This window comes from Peptoniphilus genitalis, from assembly GCF_023614525.1.
Taxonomy (GTDB): Bacteria; Bacillota; Clostridia; order Tissierellales; family Peptoniphilaceae; genus Peptoniphilus_A; species Peptoniphilus_A genitalis.
On the sequence record NZ_CP097885.1, the window covers coordinates 1,049,350 to 1,068,322 of the forward strand.

Annotated in this window: 19 protein-coding genes; 9 read left to right on the forward strand and 10 right to left on the reverse strand. The window is 36.6% G+C overall.

All coding sequences use genetic code 11. From position 1 onward, the window contains the following. The first annotated feature begins 97 nt into the window (after window positions 1-97). The 6 genes from M9426_RS04955 to M9426_RS04980 all read left to right on the forward strand — a co-directional run bounded on the left by M9426_RS04955 (window position 98) and on the right by M9426_RS04980 (window position 6,010). The gene (locus M9426_RS04955; RefSeq protein ID WP_250341505.1) at window positions 98-1,279 is read left to right on the forward strand and encodes an amidohydrolase; all 1,182 of its coding nucleotides are present in this window, start codon (window positions 98-100) and stop codon (window positions 1,277-1,279) included. Window positions 1,280-1,377: 98 nt separating this feature from the next. After that, window positions 1,378-2,421 (forward strand): AraC family transcriptional regulator, encoded by a 1,044-nt coding sequence (locus tag M9426_RS04960; RefSeq protein ID WP_148464992.1) that lies wholly within the window; start codon window positions 1,378-1,380, stop codon window positions 2,419-2,421. A 309-nt stretch (window positions 2,422-2,730) separates the two neighbouring features. Further along, on the forward strand, window positions 2,731-4,005 hold the full coding sequence (locus M9426_RS04965) for an SLC13 family permease (RefSeq protein ID WP_250341506.1): 1,275 nt from the start codon (window positions 2,731-2,733) through the stop codon (window positions 4,003-4,005). A 12-nt stretch (window positions 4,006-4,017) separates the two neighbouring features. Further along, on the forward strand, window positions 4,018-4,914 hold the full coding sequence (gene ttdA / locus M9426_RS04970; RefSeq protein WP_250341507.1) for a L(+)-tartrate dehydratase subunit alpha: 897 nt from the start codon (window positions 4,018-4,020) through the stop codon (window positions 4,912-4,914). Then, entirely contained in the window at window positions 4,911-5,519 is a 609-nt protein-coding gene (gene ttdB, locus M9426_RS04975) for a L(+)-tartrate dehydratase subunit beta (RefSeq protein ID WP_005955236.1), read from the forward strand. Before ttdA ends, ttdB begins: the two co-directional genes overlap by 4 nt. Window positions 5,520-5,704: 185 nt before the next feature. Then, entirely contained in the window at window positions 5,705-6,010 is a 306-nt protein-coding gene (locus M9426_RS04980; RefSeq protein WP_005955375.1) for a DUF4298 domain-containing protein, read from the forward strand. A gap of 41 nt (window positions 6,011-6,051) precedes the next feature. On the opposite strand, the gene M9426_RS04985 is transcribed toward M9426_RS04980, so the two are convergent. The 3 genes from M9426_RS04985 to glsA form a co-directional block, all read right to left on the reverse strand. Next, window positions 6,052-6,402 (reverse strand): phage holin family protein, encoded by a 351-nt coding sequence (locus M9426_RS04985; RefSeq protein ID WP_005955198.1) that lies wholly within the window; start codon window positions 6,400-6,402, stop codon window positions 6,052-6,054. Between the two features lie 102 nt (window positions 6,403-6,504). After that, window positions 6,505-7,974, reverse strand: coding sequence for an alanine/glycine:cation symporter family protein (locus tag M9426_RS04990; RefSeq protein ID WP_250341508.1), 1,470 nt, complete (start codon window positions 7,972-7,974; stop codon window positions 6,505-6,507). Between the two features lie 9 nt (window positions 7,975-7,983). Then, window positions 7,984-8,913 carry a glutaminase A gene (glsA, locus tag M9426_RS04995; protein WP_060800501.1) on the reverse strand — a complete coding sequence of 310 codons (930 nt, stop codon included), beginning with the start codon at window positions 8,911-8,913 and terminating at the stop codon, window positions 7,984-7,986. Window positions 8,914-9,092: 179 nt separating this feature from the next. Between glsA and M9426_RS05000 the strand changes: the two genes are divergently transcribed. Continuing rightward, window positions 9,093-9,821, forward strand: a complete 729-nt coding sequence (locus tag M9426_RS05000; RefSeq protein ID WP_250341509.1) for a hypothetical protein — start codon at window positions 9,093-9,095, stop codon at window positions 9,819-9,821. Between the two features lie 463 nt (window positions 9,822-10,284). Here M9426_RS05000 and M9426_RS05005 read toward each other — a convergent pair whose 3' ends face one another. The 4 genes from M9426_RS05005 to selD are packed head-to-tail and all read right to left on the reverse strand — an operon-like array spanning window position 10,285 to window position 13,192. Further along, window positions 10,285-11,409 (reverse strand): aminotransferase class V-fold PLP-dependent enzyme, encoded by a 1,125-nt coding sequence (locus M9426_RS05005; RefSeq protein ID WP_250341510.1) that lies wholly within the window; start codon window positions 11,407-11,409, stop codon window positions 10,285-10,287. Then, complete coding sequence (locus M9426_RS05010; protein WP_256466619.1) at window positions 11,406-11,612, reverse strand: putative Se/S carrier protein; 207 nt, start codon at window positions 11,610-11,612, stop codon at window positions 11,406-11,408. Before M9426_RS05010 ends, M9426_RS05005 begins: the two co-directional genes overlap by 4 nt. Next, on the reverse strand, window positions 11,609-12,187 hold the full coding sequence (gene yedF / locus M9426_RS05015; RefSeq protein WP_250341511.1) for a sulfurtransferase-like selenium metabolism protein YedF: 579 nt from the start codon (window positions 12,185-12,187) through the stop codon (window positions 11,609-11,611). The genes M9426_RS05010 and yedF overlap by 4 nt, the downstream gene beginning before the upstream one ends. 3 nt (window positions 12,188-12,190) lie before the next feature. Beyond that, a complete protein-coding gene (gene selD / locus M9426_RS05020; protein WP_250341512.1) occupies window positions 12,191-13,192 on the reverse strand; it encodes a selenide, water dikinase SelD in 1,002 nt (333 codons plus the stop codon). Window positions 13,193-13,255: 63 nt separating this feature from the next. On the opposite strand from selD, the gene mnmH reads away from it, so the two are divergent. Next, on the forward strand, window positions 13,256-14,275 hold the full coding sequence (gene mnmH, locus M9426_RS05025) for a tRNA 2-selenouridine(34) synthase MnmH (RefSeq protein WP_250341513.1): 1,020 nt from the start codon (window positions 13,256-13,258) through the stop codon (window positions 14,273-14,275). A gap of 29 nt (window positions 14,276-14,304) precedes the next feature. On the opposite strand, the gene M9426_RS05030 is transcribed toward mnmH, so the two are convergent. Next, window positions 14,305-15,654, reverse strand: coding sequence for a DUF438 domain-containing protein (locus tag M9426_RS05030; RefSeq protein WP_250341514.1), 1,350 nt, complete (start codon window positions 15,652-15,654; stop codon window positions 14,305-14,307). 158 nt (window positions 15,655-15,812) lie between these two features. Next, window positions 15,813-15,968 carry a hypothetical protein gene (locus M9426_RS05035; RefSeq protein WP_005955185.1) on the reverse strand — a complete coding sequence of 52 codons (156 nt, stop codon included), beginning with the start codon at window positions 15,966-15,968 and terminating at the stop codon, window positions 15,813-15,815. Between the two features lie 186 nt (window positions 15,969-16,154). Here M9426_RS05035 and M9426_RS05040 point away from each other — a divergent pair, with 186 nt between their 5' ends. Further along, window positions 16,155-17,048: a DUF368 domain-containing protein gene (locus tag M9426_RS05040; protein WP_250341515.1), complete on the forward strand. Its 894-nt coding sequence runs from the start codon at window positions 16,155-16,157 to the stop codon at window positions 17,046-17,048. Here M9426_RS05040 and M9426_RS05045 read toward each other — a convergent pair whose 3' ends face one another. Next, entirely contained in the window at window positions 17,049-18,878 is a 1,830-nt protein-coding gene (locus tag M9426_RS05045) for an LTA synthase family protein (RefSeq protein ID WP_250341516.1), read from the reverse strand. Window positions 18,879-18,973: the final 95 nt, after the last annotated feature.

Below are 18,973 nucleotides of genomic sequence, written 5' to 3' on the forward strand. Positions count from 1 at the left end.
AATATATAAATATCTAGGGGCTAGTTTTCTAGTCCCTTTAAAATACAAATTTTTAGGAGTATAATTTAGTAAAATAAAAATTAAAGAGGGGGAGAATATGTTACTTAAAGAGATTTTTGACGAGATAGATAAGAGACAAGATGAGATGGTAAAACACCGTCGCCACATTCACGAGAACCCAGAGCTTTCCTTTGAAGAGGTTGAGACTGCGAAGTACCTTGCCGACTACTACAAGAGCAAGGACGTAGAGGTCACAAAAAATATGGGAGGCAATGGACTTAGAGTTGTCATTGACACAGGTAAGCCTGGCAAGACTATTGCCCTTAGGGCAGACTTTGACGCTTTGCCAATTCAGGAAGAGACAGGGCTTCCCTTTGCATCAAAAAATCCTGGCGTAATGCACGCTTGTGGTCATGATGCTCATACAGGCTACCTCATGGTTTTGGCAGACATCTTGCGAGAAAAGAAAGACCAACTAAGGGGCAAGATTGTAATTATCCACCAACACGCAGAAGAGACACCACCAGGGGGAGCAAAGCAAATGATTGAAGCTGGAGTTCTTGATGGAGTGGACAATGTCATTGGTATTCACGTAATGTCAGCCGTGGACTATGGAGATGTTCAATACCACAAGGGCAACACCCAAACTAGTAGGTCAAAGTTTTCTATTAAGTTCCAAGGTGTAGGCGGTCATGGATCTATGCCCCACCTAGCAAATGATTCTATAGTTGCAGCTTCACACTTCGTAACAGCAGTTCAAACTATTGTATCAAGAAGGCTGTCTCCCTTTGAAAACGGAGTTGTTACAATTGGATCCTTTGAAGGTGAAGGAAGTTTTAATATAATAAAGGACTCTGTGAGACTAGTAGGAGACATAAGGTCCATGTCAGATGAAACAAGAGAAAAAATTGAAAAAGAAATAGAAAGAATTGCCAAGGGAATTGGCGAAACTTTTGGCATGGAAGTCCAAGTAGAATGCAAAAACGACTACCCAGTCCTCTACAACGACCCAGCCATGACAGACCTAGTAGTAGATGCAATTAAAGAAGCAGATATAAAAGAAGTCAAAAAAATTTATGATGGTGGACCTCAAACAGCATCAGAAGATTTTGCCTACTACGCAAAGGAAAGACCATCTTGTTTTTATTTCGTTGGAGCAAAAAAAGAAGACGCACCCTATGCAAACCACAATCCAAAATTTGACATCAGAGAAGATGCAATGGTTATTTGTGCAAAGACCATGGCAGCAGTAACAGTGAAGTATTTAATGGAAGACTAATAAAGAGATAGGCCATAGGTCTATCTTTTTTTGTAATAATATTTTCTAAAGAGGCAAAAACTCAAGGTATATGATAAAATTGTCTTGAGGTTGATATTATGAAAGAGCTTAATTTTTCCTATGACAGGAAGATTGAAAATGAAAAAATAAATATAAAATGCTACGCCTACTATGTAGGTGCCTTTAATTATAATTGGCACGAAGACGTTGAGTGCTTGGTGGTAATAAATGGGAGCCTTGAGGCCTGCGTCAATGGAAAAATTTATAAACTCTCAAAAGATGACATAATTTTCTTTAATAGCAATGAGGGCCACGCAACTCTTGCTAAGGAGAGAGAAACTATTGCCCTTGTCTTTCACTTTAGTCCCAAAATCTTAAATGCCTTCGGGAAAAATAGAGATAGGTATTTTTGGCAGGGAGCAACAGATGACTTGACAAGAAACAGTGACTATGCAAGGGAAATTAGAAAATCTATTGTCAACATCATTACTTCTTTTGAAGATGATTCTCTGGAAAAAATCATGATGAGGTCTCTTGCAAGTGATGAAGTTGTGTTAAATTCCTTGTTGTACTTTGCAGAGAAAGAAGTAAGAAGCAAGAGTGAAAAGTTTGGGGCAGACAGCGATGAAGCTATGAGGAAGATAATAAAGTACCTAGACGAGAATTACAGGGAGAAAATTAGTCTTCAGGACTTGGCTGACCTTGTTGGCTACCATCCAAACTACACTTCTGAAATTGTTTCAAAGAATCTTGGGATTTCTTTTACAGAATACTTGCAGAGGAAGAGACTTTCAAATGCAACAAAGGACCTCAAGCAAAGTGAGAAAAAAATTTCTGATATAGCCTTTGATCATGGCTTTTCTAATGTTAGGAGCTTTAACAATGCCTTTAGAGAAAGCTTTGGCAGGTCACCCTCTGAATACAGGGAAAGTTTGGACAAGGAAACTCTTGAGATAGATGCCCAGTTTAAAAAAGTCTTCTTAAGCGAAGACAATCCACATTGGTTGAGGGCAAAAAGAGACTGGTCCATGCCAAGAGAAAATAAGGAAGAGGATAAGATAAAGTTAAGGACTCAAGACATTGAGAGAGAAGTTTACGAGAGAATAATTAAAAACTTAGAAGAGGAAATGAAAAATTTATAAAATTAGAAGCTTCGGTTATGCCGAAGTTTTTTATTTGAAATTAAAAAATATAAATTTTCAAATCTTAAAATTTTACCTATCAAAAATTTAAGATAGGTTTTTTTATTAAAAATATAAAGAAGGGGCAATTTATGGGATAAAATAGGACTAAAGATGTAAAATCTTAAGATTAAATGGAAAAGCTTTTCTTAAAAATTTTTAAAAATTTAAAAATTTTTGTTTTCATGACAAAATTTTTACTTAAGATAGGGATAGATTAGCTAGAATGCCTTCCATATAATGGAATCAACAAAGTTTAAGGAGGCTATTATGAATACGCAAACAATTACACTTGGATTTTTACTTTTTGCAATAGTTATGTTTGCATGGGAAAAAATTCCACTATGGGTTACTGCTATGATCGTTGCAGTGGGCCTAACACTAACAAATATACTAGAAGCTAAGGATGCCTTTGCTGGTTTCACTGACTCAAATGTACTCCTATTTATGGCAATGTTTATCATTGGAGCTGCCTTCTTCGAAACAGGAATGGCACAAAAAGTTGGTGGACTTGTTACAAAGTTTGCCAAAACTGAAAGGCAACTTATCGCTGCAGTTATGATTATAACTGGTTTGATGTCGGGGATTTTATCAAACACAGGAACAGCTGCAGTTTTAATTCCAGTTTTAATTGGGATTTCTCAATCGACAAAGTTCCCAAAATCAAAAATTTTGCTGCCACTTGTTTTTGCAGCAGCTATGGGTGGAAATTTGAGTTTAATTGGAGCACCAGGTAACATGATCGCCCAATCAGGACTTGAAACTATTGGAGAGTCCTTTGGATTTTTTGAGTATGCGAAGATTGGACTACCTATTTTGATTGTTGGAATAATATTTTTCGTGACAATTGGATTTAAACTTCTTCCTGACAATGCAGCTAATGAAGATGCAGATTCAATTTACTCACAAGAAAAATCCTACGATGACATTCCTGAATGGAAGGGATGGGTTTCACTTATAGTTTTAATTTTCACTGTACTTGCCATGGTATTTGAAAAGAAAATAGGAATAAAACTTTTTGTTTCAGCTTGGATTGGAGCCCTAGTTCTTGTAGTTACAAGAGTTATTTCATCATCAGATGCTATAAAATCAATTGACATGAACACAATTCTCTTATATGTTGGATCACTTGCACTTGCATCAGCCTTAAAGGAAACAGGCACAGGTGACTTAATTGCCAACACAATTGTGTCAAAGTTAGGAGATAATCCTTCTCCAACAGCACTTATGATTATAATTTTTATAATCTGCGCAATACTTACAAACTTCATGTCAAACACAGCGACTACTGCCCTTATGGTTCCAATTTCCATTTCCATATCACAGGCAATTGGAGCAGACCCAAGAGCAGTCCTAATGGCAACAGTAATTGGTGGATCCATGGCTTACGCAACGCCAATAGGAATGCCAGCTAACACAATGGTTTATAACATTGGGGGATATAAGTTTAACGATTATGTAAAGGCAGGCTTGCCACTTATTATAGTTTGTGGAATATTTGCCCTAATCCTACTACCAATATTCTTCCCTTTCTTCCCAAATTAAAAGGAGTATAAAATGAACAAAGAAAATTTAGAAAAAAAATTAATAGACGAAATGTCAGCTTTTGTTGGATTAGTTAGTATGAAACTTCCAAAGGATGTTGAAGACAAACTTGAAGAGCTTTCAAAGAAGGAAACTAGTCCACTAGCAAAAACTATTTACGAAACAATGAAAAAGAACCAAGAACTTGCTTGGGAAATGAAGAGACCTTCTTGCCAAGACACTGGAGTCCTACAATTCTTCTGTGAAGTTGGAGAAGACTTCCCACTAAGAGGAAACTTAGAAGAACTTCTAAGAGAAGCAACTTACAAGGCAACTATGGAAACTCCACTAAGACACAACAGTGTTGAAACTTTTGAAGAGTACAACACAGGCAAAAACATTGGTAAGGGAACACCAACAGTATTTACAAAAACTGTTCCAGGTTCATCAGCAAAAATTTACACTTACATGGCAGGAGGTGGCTGTTCACTTCCAGGTGCAGGTGTAACTCTTATGCCAGGTGAAGGCTACGAAGCAGTTGTAAAATTCATTCTTGATAGGATGACTTCCTATGGACTTAATGCTTGCCCACCACTTTTAGTTGGAGTTGGAATTGGTACATCAATTGAAACTGCAGCAGTAAACTCCAAGCTTGCCCTTATGAAAAAAGTTGGAGAAGAAAACGAAGACAAAAGAGCTAGAGACTTAGAGAAAAGATTAGAAGAAGGAATTAATAAAATTGGAATTGGACCTCAAGGTTTTGGAGGAGAAAACTCTGTAATGGGAGTTAACATTGTTAACACAGCTAGACACCCAAGTGTACTATCTGTTGCACTTAATGTTGGATGTTGGTCACACAGAAGAGGTCTAATTGTACTTGACGAAGAAATGAATTATGAAATACTAAGTCATGAGGGGATAGAACTATGAGTAAAAAAATTTTAACAACACCTATATCAGCTGAAGATATAAAAGACTTAAAGGTTGGAGATATTGTTTATTTAACAGGAAGAATGGTAACTTGTCGTGACGTTGCTCACAGAAGGGTAATAGAAGAAGGACTTGAACTTCCAGTTGATGTAAAGGACAAGGCAATCCTACACGCAGGTCCAATTATTGCTGAAAAAGATGGCAAGTACGAAATGATTTCTGTTGGACCAACAACTTCCATGAGAATGGAAAAGTTTGAAGAAGAGTTTATAGATAAAACTGGCGTGAGAATAATTATTGGAAAGGGTGGCATGGGCGAAGGAACTGCTCGTGGTTGTAAGAAAAACAAGGCCCTTCACCTAGTTATCCCAGCAGGTAACGCTGTGTGGGCAGCTACGAGGGTAAAAGAAATTGTAGATGCACAGTGGAAGGAACTTGGTATGCCAGAAACACTTTGGGTATGTGATGTTGAAGAATTTGGTCCCCTAATTGTTTCTATAGACAGTGAAGGAAACAATATATTCGAACAAAACAAGGTCATCTATAATGAGAGAAAAGAAGAAGTCTACAAGGACATAATAAATCACGTTCACTATATCAAATAAGTAAAATACAATAGAAAAACCAAAACTAAGAAAAAGATAGGCTTTGTGTCTATCTTTTTCTATTTGTAGACTTATGAATTTTGTTAAGTTTAGGTTAAATTTATAGAATTCCCACCCCTAATAAAAGTTTTATATTATAATCATAAATGCAAAAGAGTTTTTCTTATTTTATAAAGGAGGATGTTATGGATCCTGTTAAGAGAATTAGTGAGATGGAAAAGATTTTAAATGATCACAATGCTTTGATTGAAGAACTAAGGGCTGCAATTGAAAAGTTTGCTGACCACCAAGATGAATATATGAAGCTTAGCAATTATTACAGCTCTCAAGAATATTTTGATGACCTAGAAAGGTATGACAAGGGCGAGTTACCAGAAGACCTTGCCTGTGGAGTCCTTTCTGAAGATGCAGTCTTTGACCTCTTTGGTGAAAACTTTAATGTCGCCATTGAAATGCTTGAGCTTGCAACTGATGTAATTAAATACCGTTAAAAAAATCAAGCCGTAGGTTTTTTCTCCTACGGCTTGTTTTTTTAATTAAAGTTATTGCTTATAAATTCTCTTATGGCACTGTTTATAAAACTTAGGACTATTGATGCCCAAAAGGCTGTCCCAAAGCTTCCAATGTGGGCTGTGGACACCAAGCTAAAGGCAATGTTAAGGACCACTGCGTTAACAACTAGTGAGAATAGGCCCAGTGTTAAAAGTGTAATTGGGAAGGACAAAAACTTTAGGATTGGTTTTATTGTAAGGTTAACCAGTGAAAAAATTATTGCCATTGCCACAAAGGCACTTGCTTTTTCAAAATATACATTGTTAAACATTAGGTCTAGTAGGTAAAATGACAAGGCATTTGCCACTAGAGCGCCAAGTATTTTCTTCATGTCTTCCTCCTTTATGTATTGCGTAGTCTTATTATACCATAGATAGGACTTTTATAAATTAAAATCTTAAAAAGAAAAATCGCAGACTAAGCTGCGACTTTTTTATCTCTTATTCCATGCTGTAATTTTATCTAAATATGGTTTAAGTTCTTTTACATCTTCTGGATTAAATACAGGATCTTTTCCTTCTTTAAGTTGTTTCATATAGTCATTATAAACACCAACAGAGATCTTTCCTAAAAATATTAATACAACTAAGTTGATTACTGCCATAATACCCATGAATACGTCCCCTGTGTTCCAAACGATTGAGAAGTCTCCAACGCAACCAAGAATTACAGCTATAAGGACAATTACCCTGTAGATATTAAGGGCATTTTTACCAAAGTTTAGCTTTAAGATGTTATTTTCTCCGTAGTAATAGTTACCAACAATTGAAGAGAAGGCAAACATTAATACACAGAATGTTAGGAAGTAATTTGACCAAGAGCCAACTTCATTTGCAAGGGCTGCTTGTGTGATTTCTAATCCTTTTAAGTCTGATGCATAAATTCCTTCGCCAGATAAGATTACAACGAAAGCTGTTGCTGAACAAACAAGGATTGTGTCTAGATAAACTCCAAGTGCTTGGATGAGACCTTGTTTTGCAGGGTGAGAAACATCTGCTACTGCTGATGCATTTGGTACTGCACCCATTCCAGCTTCATTGGAGAAAAGTCCACGTCTAATACCATTTAGGATTGCTGTTCCAAATAAGCCGCCAAAGCCTGCTTTAAGAGAGAAGGCTCCTTCAAAGATTAGACCAAACATGTGTGGTATAAGAGCAATGTTTTTTATTACTATGAAAAGTACAACTGCCATATAGATAATTGCCATGAAAGGTACAAGTAAACTTGTTACATCAGCGATTCTTCTTAGTCCACCAAAGATAATTAATCCAGCTAGGATTATTAGTACAAATGCAACAATTTTTTTGTCAAGACCAAAAGAAGAGTTAAATCCAGCTGCGATTGTATTAGCTTGCATTGCGTTAAAGTTAATACCATAAACTACTGCTATTACAACTGAGAATAAGGCAGCAAGCTTTGGTTTACCAAGAGCCTTTTCCATGTAAAAAGCAGGACCACCCTTGAAAGTTCCATCAGGGTTTCTTTCTTTAAATACTTGACCAAGAGTATTTTCTACAAAGGATGATGCTCCACCAATAAGAGCTGTTACCCACATCCAAAATACTGCGCCAGGACCACCAATAGATACGGCTGCGGCAACACCAACGATATTACCAGTACCAATATGTGATGCGGCTGAAATTGTGAAAGCCTTAAAAGGGGAAATAGAGTTTTTATCCTCAGCTGGCTTAGAAATTAGCTTTATTGCATGTCCGATATTTGTTATTTGACCACCCTTGATTTTAAAAGTGTAGAAAATTCCAATTCCAAGTAGTAGTGGTATAAGCAGGTATGTATAAATAGTGTCACTCAAAAGACCAGTGGTCATTGAGAAGGCATCAGCATACATTTTCTGCCCAAGTAAATTTCCTATGTCGTGAATAGTTTGAATTATAGTTTCCATAATTACTCCTTATAAAAATATGTTTAAATTTAGATCGTTTGACAAGATTTTCAAAAGATTCTTGCCACGTATTGAGTTTCCTGAAGCATCAAGTCTTGGCGAATAAGTGCAAATTCCACATTTACCAGGTACGATGCCAAGTATTGCTCCGCTGACCCCACTCTTTGATGGAATCCCCACGTTTAAAAGAAATTCTCCACTTTCTTCGTACATACCGCAGGATGCCATTTGTGCAAGGACAATTTTAACGGTTTCTTTTGAAACCATTTCGTCGCCTGTTACAAGATCAGAACCACCATTAGCTAGAACTGCTCCAAGGTGAGCAAGCTCACTTGCATTAATTCCTATAGAACAATTTCTTATATATAGGTCTAGAACTTCATCGGCGTTTAAAGAAAAGATTTTTTTGCTTCGAAGGTAATAGGCAATTGATTTGTTGACATCAGTAGTTTCCATTTCAGATGTGTAAACTTCTTTTAAGAAGCTTATCTTTTCGCTGTCTGATAATTTCTTTACCAAATTCAAAACCCTTTGGAATTTTTCGTCCACATCCTTACCAACGATTAAAGATGCAGTTGTTATTGCGCCTGCATTTATCAAAGGATTAGATGGCTTGTCATCAATTGGTATTAAAGAGTTAAACTTGTATTTAGTTGGTTCAGTTCCAACTTTTTCAAATACATCTTGTATAGTATTATCATTTAAAGCCATTATAAGTGAGATAACTTTTGAAATGGATTGCATAGAGAAGACAGTGTCTATATCACCAAAGTTGTAAACATCTCCTGTCGTAGTTACAATGGATAAGGCAAAGCCATTTGGATCAACATTGGCAAGTTCTGGTATGTAAGTTGCTAGCTCGCCTTCTCCAATAAATCTTTCACTTTTCTTTATAGATTTTTCAATTTTTTTAACTATTTCTTCTCGTTTTAAAAACATAATTCACCTCCTATTTATGAACTCGGAAAAATATTATAGCATGAAAAAGAAACCGATTGCAATATTTTTTTATTTGATAATTTGTAAAATTAAATACGACAAAAATAAATAATAAAAACTACAGAATTAAAATAATTTGTGATAATATGGGTTTATAAAACATACAAGGAGATGATTTAATGAGAAAGTACAGTTACGGATCTATTCTATTAATACTTATAGTCAATGCAATAATTGTGGGTATCTTGCAAAATATTTTTGATGGTGACCTTTCAATTCTTGGCGGCTTTGTGGCTTTTATAGCTGACTACATAATTTGCAGGGGACTTCTTTATAATAGGGAGGGAAGTTTTTCTGACTACTTTAGGGGAATAAAAACTATGACAGGCAAGGTCTTTTTGATGAATATCTTGGTGGGAGCTATTACTGTCATCCTAATTTTGTTAGCAACACTTGTATCAGGAGCAGGCTCCATGGTGGTTTATGGTTCTGCAATTGAAAGTAAGTGGGTGCTCATAAGCTTAATAGTTTTATATGTCCTAGTAACAATTTTTTTATCTTTTATTTTTGCTTACATGAATTTCTTTATGGCAGATGAAAGATACAGGGACCTTCCTTTTTTTGACAGCCTTATACTTATAATAAAGGCAGGTATAAAATTATTTTCTAAAAGCTTTATGGCAGGTCTTAGGGCCTATAAGATTACTTTGCTTACTGGAGTCATTGCACTTGTCACAGCAATTCTATCTATTAAAGCACCTGCAGCAGCAATATTAGCAATTATATTTGGATTAATTGCAGCTATAACTCTCTTCTTCTGTACACCACCCTTCCGTGCAAGCTTGTCTGACATTTACATCGACAGGTCAGAAGAAATTTACAATGAAGTCATAGGAAATAAAAATTAAAAAAGTCAATTCAAAGGCTTATTGAATTAGGGATTTTAGAAAACTGATTTAGGAAGTCTTTAAGTAGAAAAGCCTATGAGTTTAAATTCATAGGCTTTTTTATTTGGGAGCAATGTTGATATTGGGAATATTTTTAACTTAAGCCGAGCTTGATGGATTCACCAACCTTGATCTAATTGTGAATGCCCAAGAGAGAGCTTAAATGTCTTCTATGGAAGAACGAAATCATAGAAGACTACGAAAATAGAAAGGGCAAAAGATAAAAATAATTAAAGACCTGCTTTTTTATTGGGGAATTTGTTAAAGGGGATAGACGCAAGTATTTAGGCTTGCATCTATCCCCTTTAATTTAAAATAGAAATTTAAATTAGGCTTAATCTACTTCCTTTTAGTCCTAAATTAGCACCTATCTAACTTTTTCCCCTTCCCTCACAGATTATAGCTTATATAAGTATTCTTATAATTAAGCTATATTTTTTAATGTTTCAATAAGTTTGTCCACGTCTTCAAAGCTGTTGAAGGTGGAAAGGGACACTCGCACCATGCCTCTTTTATCTGTGCCCATGGCCTTGTGAAAGAGAGGGGCGCAGTGAAGTTTTGCCCTCGTGGCGATCTCTCCCTTTTGCCAAAGTAGGTCAGCCACTTCTTCTGAAGCATAGTCCTTGTAGTTAAAGGACACAATTGGTCCGTGGGGATAGTCGTGGTCACCATAAAGCCTTATGCCTTCCAAAGACTTCAAGGACTTGTAAAGGTAGGATGAAAGTTCAAAGAGGTCCTTTGAAATTTTATCAATGCCTATTGACTTTACATACTTTACTCCAGCCAAAAGTCCCAAGTTGGAATGGACATTTATGGTGCCATATTCAAATATGTCAGGCATAAATGGGCTTTGGTGCTCGTCATTTGAATTTCCGCCTCCACCTGAGAAGACTTCTTCAAATTTTATATCTCCTTTTAGGGCAATACCTCCCGTGCCCTCTGGTCCGTAAAGGGACTTGTGTCCCGTGAAGCAAAGGATGGTGCGGTCAAAGTCTTTTAAATTTAAGTCCATGCTGCCTGTAGCTTGTGCTCCGTCTATGATTAAAATAAGTCCCTGTTTTTTACAAAAGTCTGCCGCAGCTTTTAAGTTGGTGATTTGTCCCGACACATTTGACATTGCTGTAAGACAAACTGCCTTTGTGTTTTTTTGAAGGAGTTTATTTAGGTAGCTTAAGTCGATTTTATCTCCAACTAAAGGCAGGTAGGACACTTCTACTCCTTTAAGTTTTAAATGATTTAAAGGACGAAGGACGGAATTGTGGTCTGCCATTGAAGTTATTATGTGATCTTTTTCATGTAAAAGTGAATTTAAAACTAAGTTAAGGGCAGTAGTGACATTTGCACAGAGGGACAGGTTCAGTGCCTTCACGCCAAAAAGTTCTCCCAAGTTTTCTCGCAAGTCGTAAAGGGCTCTTAAAGAATTTAAAGACATTTCATAGGAGCCTCTGTTGGGGTTTGCGAAATTGTGAGAGTTAATCCCTTCCATTACGGCTATGCCTACTGATTCAGGCTTTATCAAAGTTGTTGATGCATTGTCTAAGTAAATCATTTAAGATCGTAAATCCCTTCTATATTTTCTCTACCTAAAATTTTCAAAACGTCCTCCAAATTTTCTCCCACTTTAAGACCGAAGCCGCAATCAGATGTGATCCAAGATGGGAGAGTGATAAGGCGGGTCCTTAAGTCCTTAGTCTTTTTCTCCGCTTCCATGGCATAGTTTACCGACCTAAAGGTTAAAAGTTTGTAACTCAACAGGGTTTCACTGTCCTGTAATGTATTTGCAGATCCACAATCTTGTCCATATTTGTCACTTGTCCCACTTTAAGCTCTTCCTTTAAGTTGTAGTTGCCTAAGCAAAGGCCGCAGGAGAGTACAGTTGTACCCTTTGATTCCAACTTTTTAAGGTCGGCTACGGTGTTTTCATTTATTGTTGAAAGCCTTACTCCGTGATTATAAAGGACTACATATGTGGGAACTTGGTCTTTTTCTGAAAGGGAGTAGACAAATCCTTCCAAAAGTTTTTTGGAAAATTCTTCATCGCCTATGCCAAGTTCATCTGATGAAAAGACTACAATAAATTCATCCTTGCTGTAGTCTTGTTCAAGCTTTTTGTCCCTATCTTTTTTAAATTTTACCTTGTAGACCTTGTCTCCCTTTTCCACCTCTGTGCCGTAGCCCAATTGGTCCGCCATCTTGGAGAGATTTTCAGTTGCGATTTCATTGTCTACAAGGACTGCAAATTCCTTAGGGTTTTCTTCTTTAATTAACTTTTTCGCAAGTATTACAGGTCTTGGGCAAAGAAGTCCAAGTGCATCGATTTCTTTCATTTTTTACCTCACTATTATTTTTTTATCTTGAGGGGGAATTATTTCTCCCACAATTGCTGCGGGAATTCCTGCAGCTTTCAATTCTTCCAAAGCTTTTTCTCCGTCTTCAGCAAGTGCTGCCAAAAGTCCACCTGATGTTTGGGGATCGAAAAGGACTTCTTCCAAGGCGAAGTCCTGGATTTCAAAGTCCACCAAGTCGGCGTAAGACTTTCTGTTGCGCTGACCTCCTGCAGTAAAGAGAAATTCTTCTGCAGCCTCCTTGGCACCGGGAAGTATCTTTAAATTCTTTGAATAAATTACAGCTGTGTCTGAGACCATTTCACTTAAGTGGCCTATAAGACCGAAGCCAGTCACATCGGTCATGGCATTTACTTTGTACTTTTTAAGTATTTCGCAGGCGTACTTGTTTAAAGTCCTCATGGATTCCACTGCTCCTTTAAAGTACTTATCCTCACATTCACCCACAGTCCTTGCAGATGATAGTAGGGACACGCCCAAGGGCTTTGTAAGTATTAATTTGTCACCCACTCTTGACGAGTTGTTGCTGTAAATTTTTTGGGGATTTAAAATTCCCATGACACAAAGTCCATATTTTATTCTTGGGTCGTGAATAGAATGGCCGCCCACCAAGCTACACTGGGCCTCTTTAAGTTTTGCAGCTCCACCCTTTAATATTTCTTCCAAAATACTTCTGTCTTCCTCTTCTGGAAAGCAGACTAAGTTAAGTGCTGCCACAGGCTCGCCACCCATGGCATAAATATCTGACAGAGCATTTGCCGCCGCAATTTCTCCAAAGGCAAAGGGGTCTTCTACCATTGGAGGAAAGAAGTCACAGGTAAGTGCCACTGCTATATCGTCACTTAATTTTATAATGGCGGCATCGTCATTTTTTGCAAAGCCTTCCAAGACTTCCTTTCTCTTAAATACTTCCAATATGTCTAAAGTTGCTTTTAAAGAGGAGGCTGAAATTTTTGCGTTACAACCTCCGCATACTTGAAGCTTCATCGTTTCACCTCTATACTCACTATAACACTTTAAAAAATTTTTTAAAACAACTATAATAAAGCTATGTTTAAAGCAACAGATTATGAAGAAATTTTAAAATTTAAAAATCCTCTCTTTATTGACTTGCGAAGTGAAGGAGAGTTTGAAGAGGGGACAATTTTAGGAGCAATATCCATGCCTCTACTTTCAAATGAGGAGAGAAAAATTGTAGGCACTCTCTATGTGTCAGGAGATATAAAGGGAGCAAAGGAAAAAGGTGTGGAGTTTTTTGCACCTAAGCTTACAGATTACTATAGGCGCATTTCCCAAATGGAAGAAGACCATGAAGTTGTCCTCTTTTGTTCTAGGGGAGGTTTTCGTTCTACTGCACTTTTTAATCTCTTAAAGACCTTGGGACACAAGGTCTACAAGTTAGATCACGGATACAAGTCATATAGAAAACATGTCCTCAACTTTATGGAGACTCTTAAGGATTACAAGTATGTAGTCCTTAAAGGTTACACTGGCTGTGGCAAGACGGAAATTTTACAAGAGCTAAGGAAAAGGGGGGAGAATGTCCTTGACCTTGAAGGACTTGCAAGACACAGAGGATCCCTCTTTGGGGGAGTAGGCATGGGCTTGCAGCCTTCTCAAAAGACCTTTGAGTCGGAGCTTATGGAAAGCTTTAAAAGTTTTAAACAAGGTCCGGTCTTTGTAGAAGGAGAGTCTTCACGTATAGGAAGCATAAATCTTCCTGGAGAACTTATAAAGGCTATGGCGCAGACTGATAAAGTTTTTTTAATTGAGGACACAATTGAAAGAAGAATAGAGCGAATTAAGTCCGACTATTTAAGTGACTATGGATTGGAGAAAAAAGAAGAGCTTATCTCGGCATTTGAAAATTTAAGGAGATATATAAGTGCAAAGAGATACGAAAATTATTTGAAGTTGCTGGATGAAGAAAACTTCGAGCTTATAATTAAAGACTTGATAATAAAATACTATGACGCCAATTACTCTATAAATAAGGAGGAAATTTTTTATAAAGTTTTTAATGAAGATATTAAAAAATCCTGTGACACAATACTTAATATCATAAAATAAAAGCCCCCTCAGGGGCTTTTTTCATATCATTAGTATTTGCTTATATCCTCAACTGTTTCTAAGGTACCCATATAAGCACCAGCTTCATCATAAACTGCAAGGTACTTAACTAGGATTTTCTTTCCCTTAATATCTCTACACACAACTAGACGATCTCTCTTCTTGCTTTTGAAATCATCAAGCAAGGACTTTACCATTGGGACAACTTTTGGAGGATGACAAGAGGCAACATCTCTATTTAAACATGACTTAGGTCTAGGAAATATTTTGTCCTTACCCTCAGAATAATATCTTACAAAGTCATCCTTATCTATAAAGGTTAGTTCGGCATCAAGGGTCCTAAAAATTTGAAGGGCTTCCTTTATCTTTAAGCTTCCAGTTTCGAATTCAAGGCTTCCACAAGAAACTTCTTCTTTTGGTAGGATTTCTTTTGGCTTGTAGTCCTTCCAAAGTGGGACATCATCAAGAAGGTCTAGTCCATATTCTTCAAAGTCGCCATAAATTTTATTCCACTCTTCCTCTGTGAAGTTTTCTTTTAAAAGGGGGAAGAGGATATTTTCTTCCTTATATATCATTTCATAGATCCTATCTAAAAGTTTATTTAAGCTTTCCTCATCATAAGAATTTGTCTTTACAATGCGTGATAGGTCACTTCTTATTTCATCATCAACAGCCCACATAACATCGCTAGGACCATTAATATTGTATTTTGTTTTCAAAAGGGGATAAATAAGTCCAGCCTTTTTCCCATAGTGCGAATTTATTTTTAAAAGATCTCTTATCTTAGCTAACTTGTCCTCGCTATTTTTAACCTCGTCAGCCAAAAATTTAATTTTTTTATTTTCTAAGCTTAAAATATTTAGGGGATGACCTGGGATTTTTTCTAAATCCTTTTGACTCTCATCTACAATATTACTTTCGTGGAAAAGTGCAGAGTGGATGTCGCAAAGTTTTTGGACCTTTTCTAGGGGAAGGCCACTCATAATTAGTTCTTGTTCAGCATTGACAATTTCCTTTGAAGATACATCCTTAAAATTTTTTACAAAATCACTTCTAACAGCCTCCAAGTCTTCGCCCTTGGAAAGTCTTTCGATATAAGATTTTAAAAGTTCAAGTCTATCCTTATCTTCCTTGCCACCATCATTAACAATTTCTTCATCAACTAGATTAAAGCCTTCTTCTCTTAATTTCTCTTTGATTAAATCCAAGTCTATATTTTTTATCTTGGCTCCTTTTTTTATCGAAACCATTTTTCCCACAGTAGAAAGGGCTAGGGGATTTGTAATTTCAGTAAAACCTAAATCCTTTAAAATGTTTTTTAAATTTGGAAATTTCTCAATGAGACTTGCTACTGGTTCGTCTACGTTTATATTCTTCATACTTCCTCCTAAAATTCTTAAGGACATTTTAATACTTTTTATAAAAAATTATTAAAATTACTCATATAAATTACAAAAATTTTCCCACTTGAGATAGTGGAATTTTTTATTAGCTTGAAAAACCAAATAAAAAAGAGACTCTGTCGAGCCTCTAGACTTTATTTAGCTTCTAAAACCAAAAATCCTATTAACTTGTAGACAGCTACAAGGCAGATATAGATAAAGATGCTTAAGAAGGGGTCCTTTGTGTAAGTAACAAGTCCCAGTCCAAGAAGTATGCTTATTAAACTCCCTAAAAATTTTTTATTTTTCATGCTTATCCTCCTTGTCAAATTTTATCTAGTCTATAAAAGTTTTTCTTGTTTATCATTATAGACCTCTTGAAAACAATTTTAAAGGATAAACCTTTAATTTACTAAAGAATATTAAAAATTTGTAAAATTTCCCCATATAAAAATATTTCTCACAATTAAATGTTATCATAGATAAAGGGAGGAATTATGTTAATTAATTTTTTTCACGGGATGGTCATGGCAATAGCCGACTCTGTGCCTGGAGTCAGCGGGGGCACCCTTGCCTTCATCCTAGGTTTTTATGATAAATTTATAGACAGCTTGCACGAATTTTTTGGAAGCCAAGGAGAAAAGAGGAGGCAGGCCTTTAAGTATCTCTTTAATCTCGGTCTAGGTTGGATCTTTGGACTCTTATTGAGTATTTTTTTCCTATCAGAACTTTTTCAAAGGGAGATTTACTTCATGACTTCAGTCTTTCTCGGCTTAACCCTTATGTCCCTTCCCTTTTTAATTTCTACTGAGATAAAAATTTTAAGGGAAAATAAGGAAGATTTTTATTTTATCTTTCTCGGACTTCTTATCGTTGTAGTCTTAGTAATCTTTAGGGGGAAGTCAAAATTCATTGGGGACTTTGACCTAATTAATCCCAATGTCTTTGACTATATCTATCTCTTCCTAGCAGGTGGCCTTGCCATCTCTGCCATGGTCTTGCCAGGAATCTCTGGCTCATCAATACTTCTCATAGCAGGAGTCTACATACCTGTAGTTGAAGCCTTTGGTGAAGTCATGAGGTTTAACTTTGACAAGCTCATGCCCCTTATAGTTATGACCCTTGGAGTCCTATTTGGAATTTTTATGTCCATAAGGATTATAAGACAGAGGATGAGGAATAATCGAGGCAAGATGATGTATCTTATACTTGGCATGATTATTGGGTCCCTTTATGCCATTGTCATGGGACCAACTACCTTTGGTGGAAACCCTCCACTAAACTTATATAATTTTTCAATCCCTGGATTTATTTTGGGAATTTTCATCCTATTTATTTTAGAAATTATTAGGATAGGAAGACTTAAAAAGGAAAAGAAGGCTGGTCATTAATCAGTCTTCTTTATTTTTTTCCACGAGTTCTATTAAGTTGTCATTAGTCATTAAGTTCTTGCAGTAGTCGATACATATCTTTGCCCAGTCTGATTCCTTCCTTGCTTCTTCAAGAGGAAGGGGCTTTCTCGTCTTTCTGTCAATCAGCCTAGAGTTTTCAAAAATTCCGTCGCGAGAGTATTCAAAGACCTTGTCTGATGTGATAAAGGAACCCTTCAAGAGGTAGGTTTGAGGATGGACTGCGTTATTTTCTATTTCCTTACCCCAGCCAAGTAGGTCAATACCAAAGGTCGGAATTTCTTTTCTGTCCCAGCCCATGAGATTTAAAATAGTTGGATAGAGGTCAACTTGTGAGCCGACATTGTGTCTTGTGATATTTTTATTAAATCCAGAGACATGGATGAGGAGGGGGATGTTCATCATGTCGTCGTAGTCGACTTCTCGTCCAAGCCATCTTTCCATAGACTCTTTGTTTTTTGTATTGTTAAGAGTGTAGGCGTGGTGGTCGCCGTAAATAACTATTACAGTCTTATCCAAGATTCCAGATTTTTCTAACTTGTCAAAAAACTCTTCCATGGCCCTATCGGTGTAGCGGGCACAAGAAACATAATCGTAGACGAAGTCCGTTTTGTCATCAGCTTCTTTTGGAATCTCTCGCAAGTTTTCTGGAAGATTGTAGGGGGTGTGAGTTGTCAAGGTCACCATGAGGGCGAAAAACTTTTTGCCTTCATTGTCAACTTCTTTTATCTTGTCAAAGGACTGGTTGAAGAAGGACTTGTCTGATAGGCCCATCATGACCTGGTCAGTCTGGTCGTAACTTTCTCCAAGATATATTTTGTCGAAGTCGAAGCCCTTATAGATTTCTTCTCGGTCATAATATTTTCCGGTGTTGCCATGCATGGCTATTGTTTCATAGCCCATCTTCTTGACCATTTTTGGCAGTCCATAAGTTTTCTTGTCCTTGTAGACAGAATAGGCCTGGCCGTCAAGGGTAGGATAAACTGATGTCATGGAGACGAACTCGGCATCAGATGTGTTGCCAAAGCCAAGGAGTTCAAAATAATTATCAAAATAGATGGACCCCTTGGACTTTACCAAGGAATTTAAAAAGGGAGTTATCTCTTCCCCATTATAAGTTTTATTGACCACAGCATTTTGCAGAGATTCGCACTGGATGAAAATTATATTTTTGTCTTTTGCAAGTCCTGTAAAGTCATTGGCCTTAGTCTCTTGTAAGCTAAAGTATTTTTTTATGTCAGTCTTTTCTAAGGATTTTGCATCTTCCTTAGCTTGGAGGCTTGTATAAAGGGGAGATAAAAAAGTTGAAGTGTAGACTTCAGTCCCCCTTAAGGGTTTTATAAAGAGTCCTGGCAGGATGAGAAGGGCAAAAAATATTCCAAGGTCCTTATAAAATCTTTCCTTATTAAAGACTTCTTCTTGGTAATAATTTTTAATTAAGTAGGCAAGACCCATGCCAGATAAAATCATGAGGACATAGGCAGGAGAAAAGTCCTTAAAGATAACTGGAAGGACGCCACCAGCTTCTCTTGCAAGTCCAAGTCTGCCAAAAATATTAAAGGAATGGAACTCTCTAAAGTAAATGGAAAATCCAATCTTAAAAAATATATTTAAGCCTACCACAGTGAATTTATAATTTTTCTTGGGATAGAGCTTTAAAAGAAAATAGTCGAGACGGCATGTCAAGATAATAGCGATAATTAATATGTAAAGGCCCTTGTCACTTGTGGGACTCCCAAGGGAAGTCTTATAAAAAATAAGATTTATTATAAAAAATAAAATTTTTGTAAGGTTTTTATAGTTTTTTTCCATTTGACCCTCTCGTCCTTAATAATAAGCTTAAGGAAATTATAATTTAATAGAGATTTTTAAGCAAGGCAAATGCAGGTTTTAGGGAAGATTCTCCT

Coding starts and splice junctions, on each gene's coding strand:
- ttdB (WP_005955236.1), top strand. CDS start 4,911: ATGAGTAAAAAAATTTTAACAACACCTATATCAGCTGAAGATATAAAA.
- M9426_RS05000 (WP_250341509.1), top strand. CDS start 9,093: ATGAGAAAGTACAGTTACGGATCTATTCTATTAATACTTATAGTCAAT.
- mnmH (WP_250341513.1), top strand. CDS start 13,256: ATGTTTAAAGCAACAGATTATGAAGAAATTTTAAAATTTAAAAATCCT.
- M9426_RS05045 (WP_250341516.1), bottom strand. CDS start 18,878: ATGGAAAAAAACTATAAAAACCTTACAAAAATTTTATTTTTTATAATA.
- M9426_RS05005 (WP_250341510.1), bottom strand. CDS start 11,409: ATGATTTACTTAGACAATGCATCAACAACTTTGATAAAGCCTGAATCA.
- M9426_RS04965 (WP_250341506.1), top strand. CDS start 2,731: ATGAATACGCAAACAATTACACTTGGATTTTTACTTTTTGCAATAGTT.
- M9426_RS04960 (WP_148464992.1), top strand. CDS start 1,378: ATGAAAGAGCTTAATTTTTCCTATGACAGGAAGATTGAAAATGAAAAA.
- glsA (WP_060800501.1), bottom strand. CDS start 8,913: ATGTTTTTAAAACGAGAAGAAATAGTTAAAAAAATTGAAAAATCTATA.
- M9426_RS04985 (WP_005955198.1), bottom strand. CDS start 6,402: ATGAAGAAAATACTTGGCGCTCTAGTGGCAAATGCCTTGTCATTTTAC.
- M9426_RS04990 (WP_250341508.1), bottom strand. CDS start 7,974: ATGGAAACTATAATTCAAACTATTCACGACATAGGAAATTTACTTGGG.
- M9426_RS05040 (WP_250341515.1), top strand. CDS start 16,155: ATGTTAATTAATTTTTTTCACGGGATGGTCATGGCAATAGCCGACTCT.
- M9426_RS05030 (WP_250341514.1), bottom strand. CDS start 15,654: ATGAAGAATATAAACGTAGACGAACCAGTAGCAAGTCTCATTGAGAAA.
- M9426_RS05035 (WP_005955185.1), bottom strand. CDS start 15,968: ATGAAAAATAAAAAATTTTTAGGGAGTTTAATAAGCATACTTCTTGGA.
- ttdA (WP_250341507.1), top strand. CDS start 4,018: ATGAACAAAGAAAATTTAGAAAAAAAATTAATAGACGAAATGTCAGCT.
- M9426_RS04955 (WP_250341505.1), top strand. CDS start 98: ATGTTACTTAAAGAGATTTTTGACGAGATAGATAAGAGACAAGATGAG.
- yedF (WP_250341511.1), bottom strand. CDS start 12,187: ATGAAAGAAATCGATGCACTTGGACTTCTTTGCCCAAGACCTGTAATA.
- selD (WP_250341512.1), bottom strand. CDS start 13,192: ATGAAGCTTCAAGTATGCGGAGGTTGTAACGCAAAAATTTCAGCCTCC.
- M9426_RS04980 (WP_005955375.1), top strand. CDS start 5,705: ATGGATCCTGTTAAGAGAATTAGTGAGATGGAAAAGATTTTAAATGAT.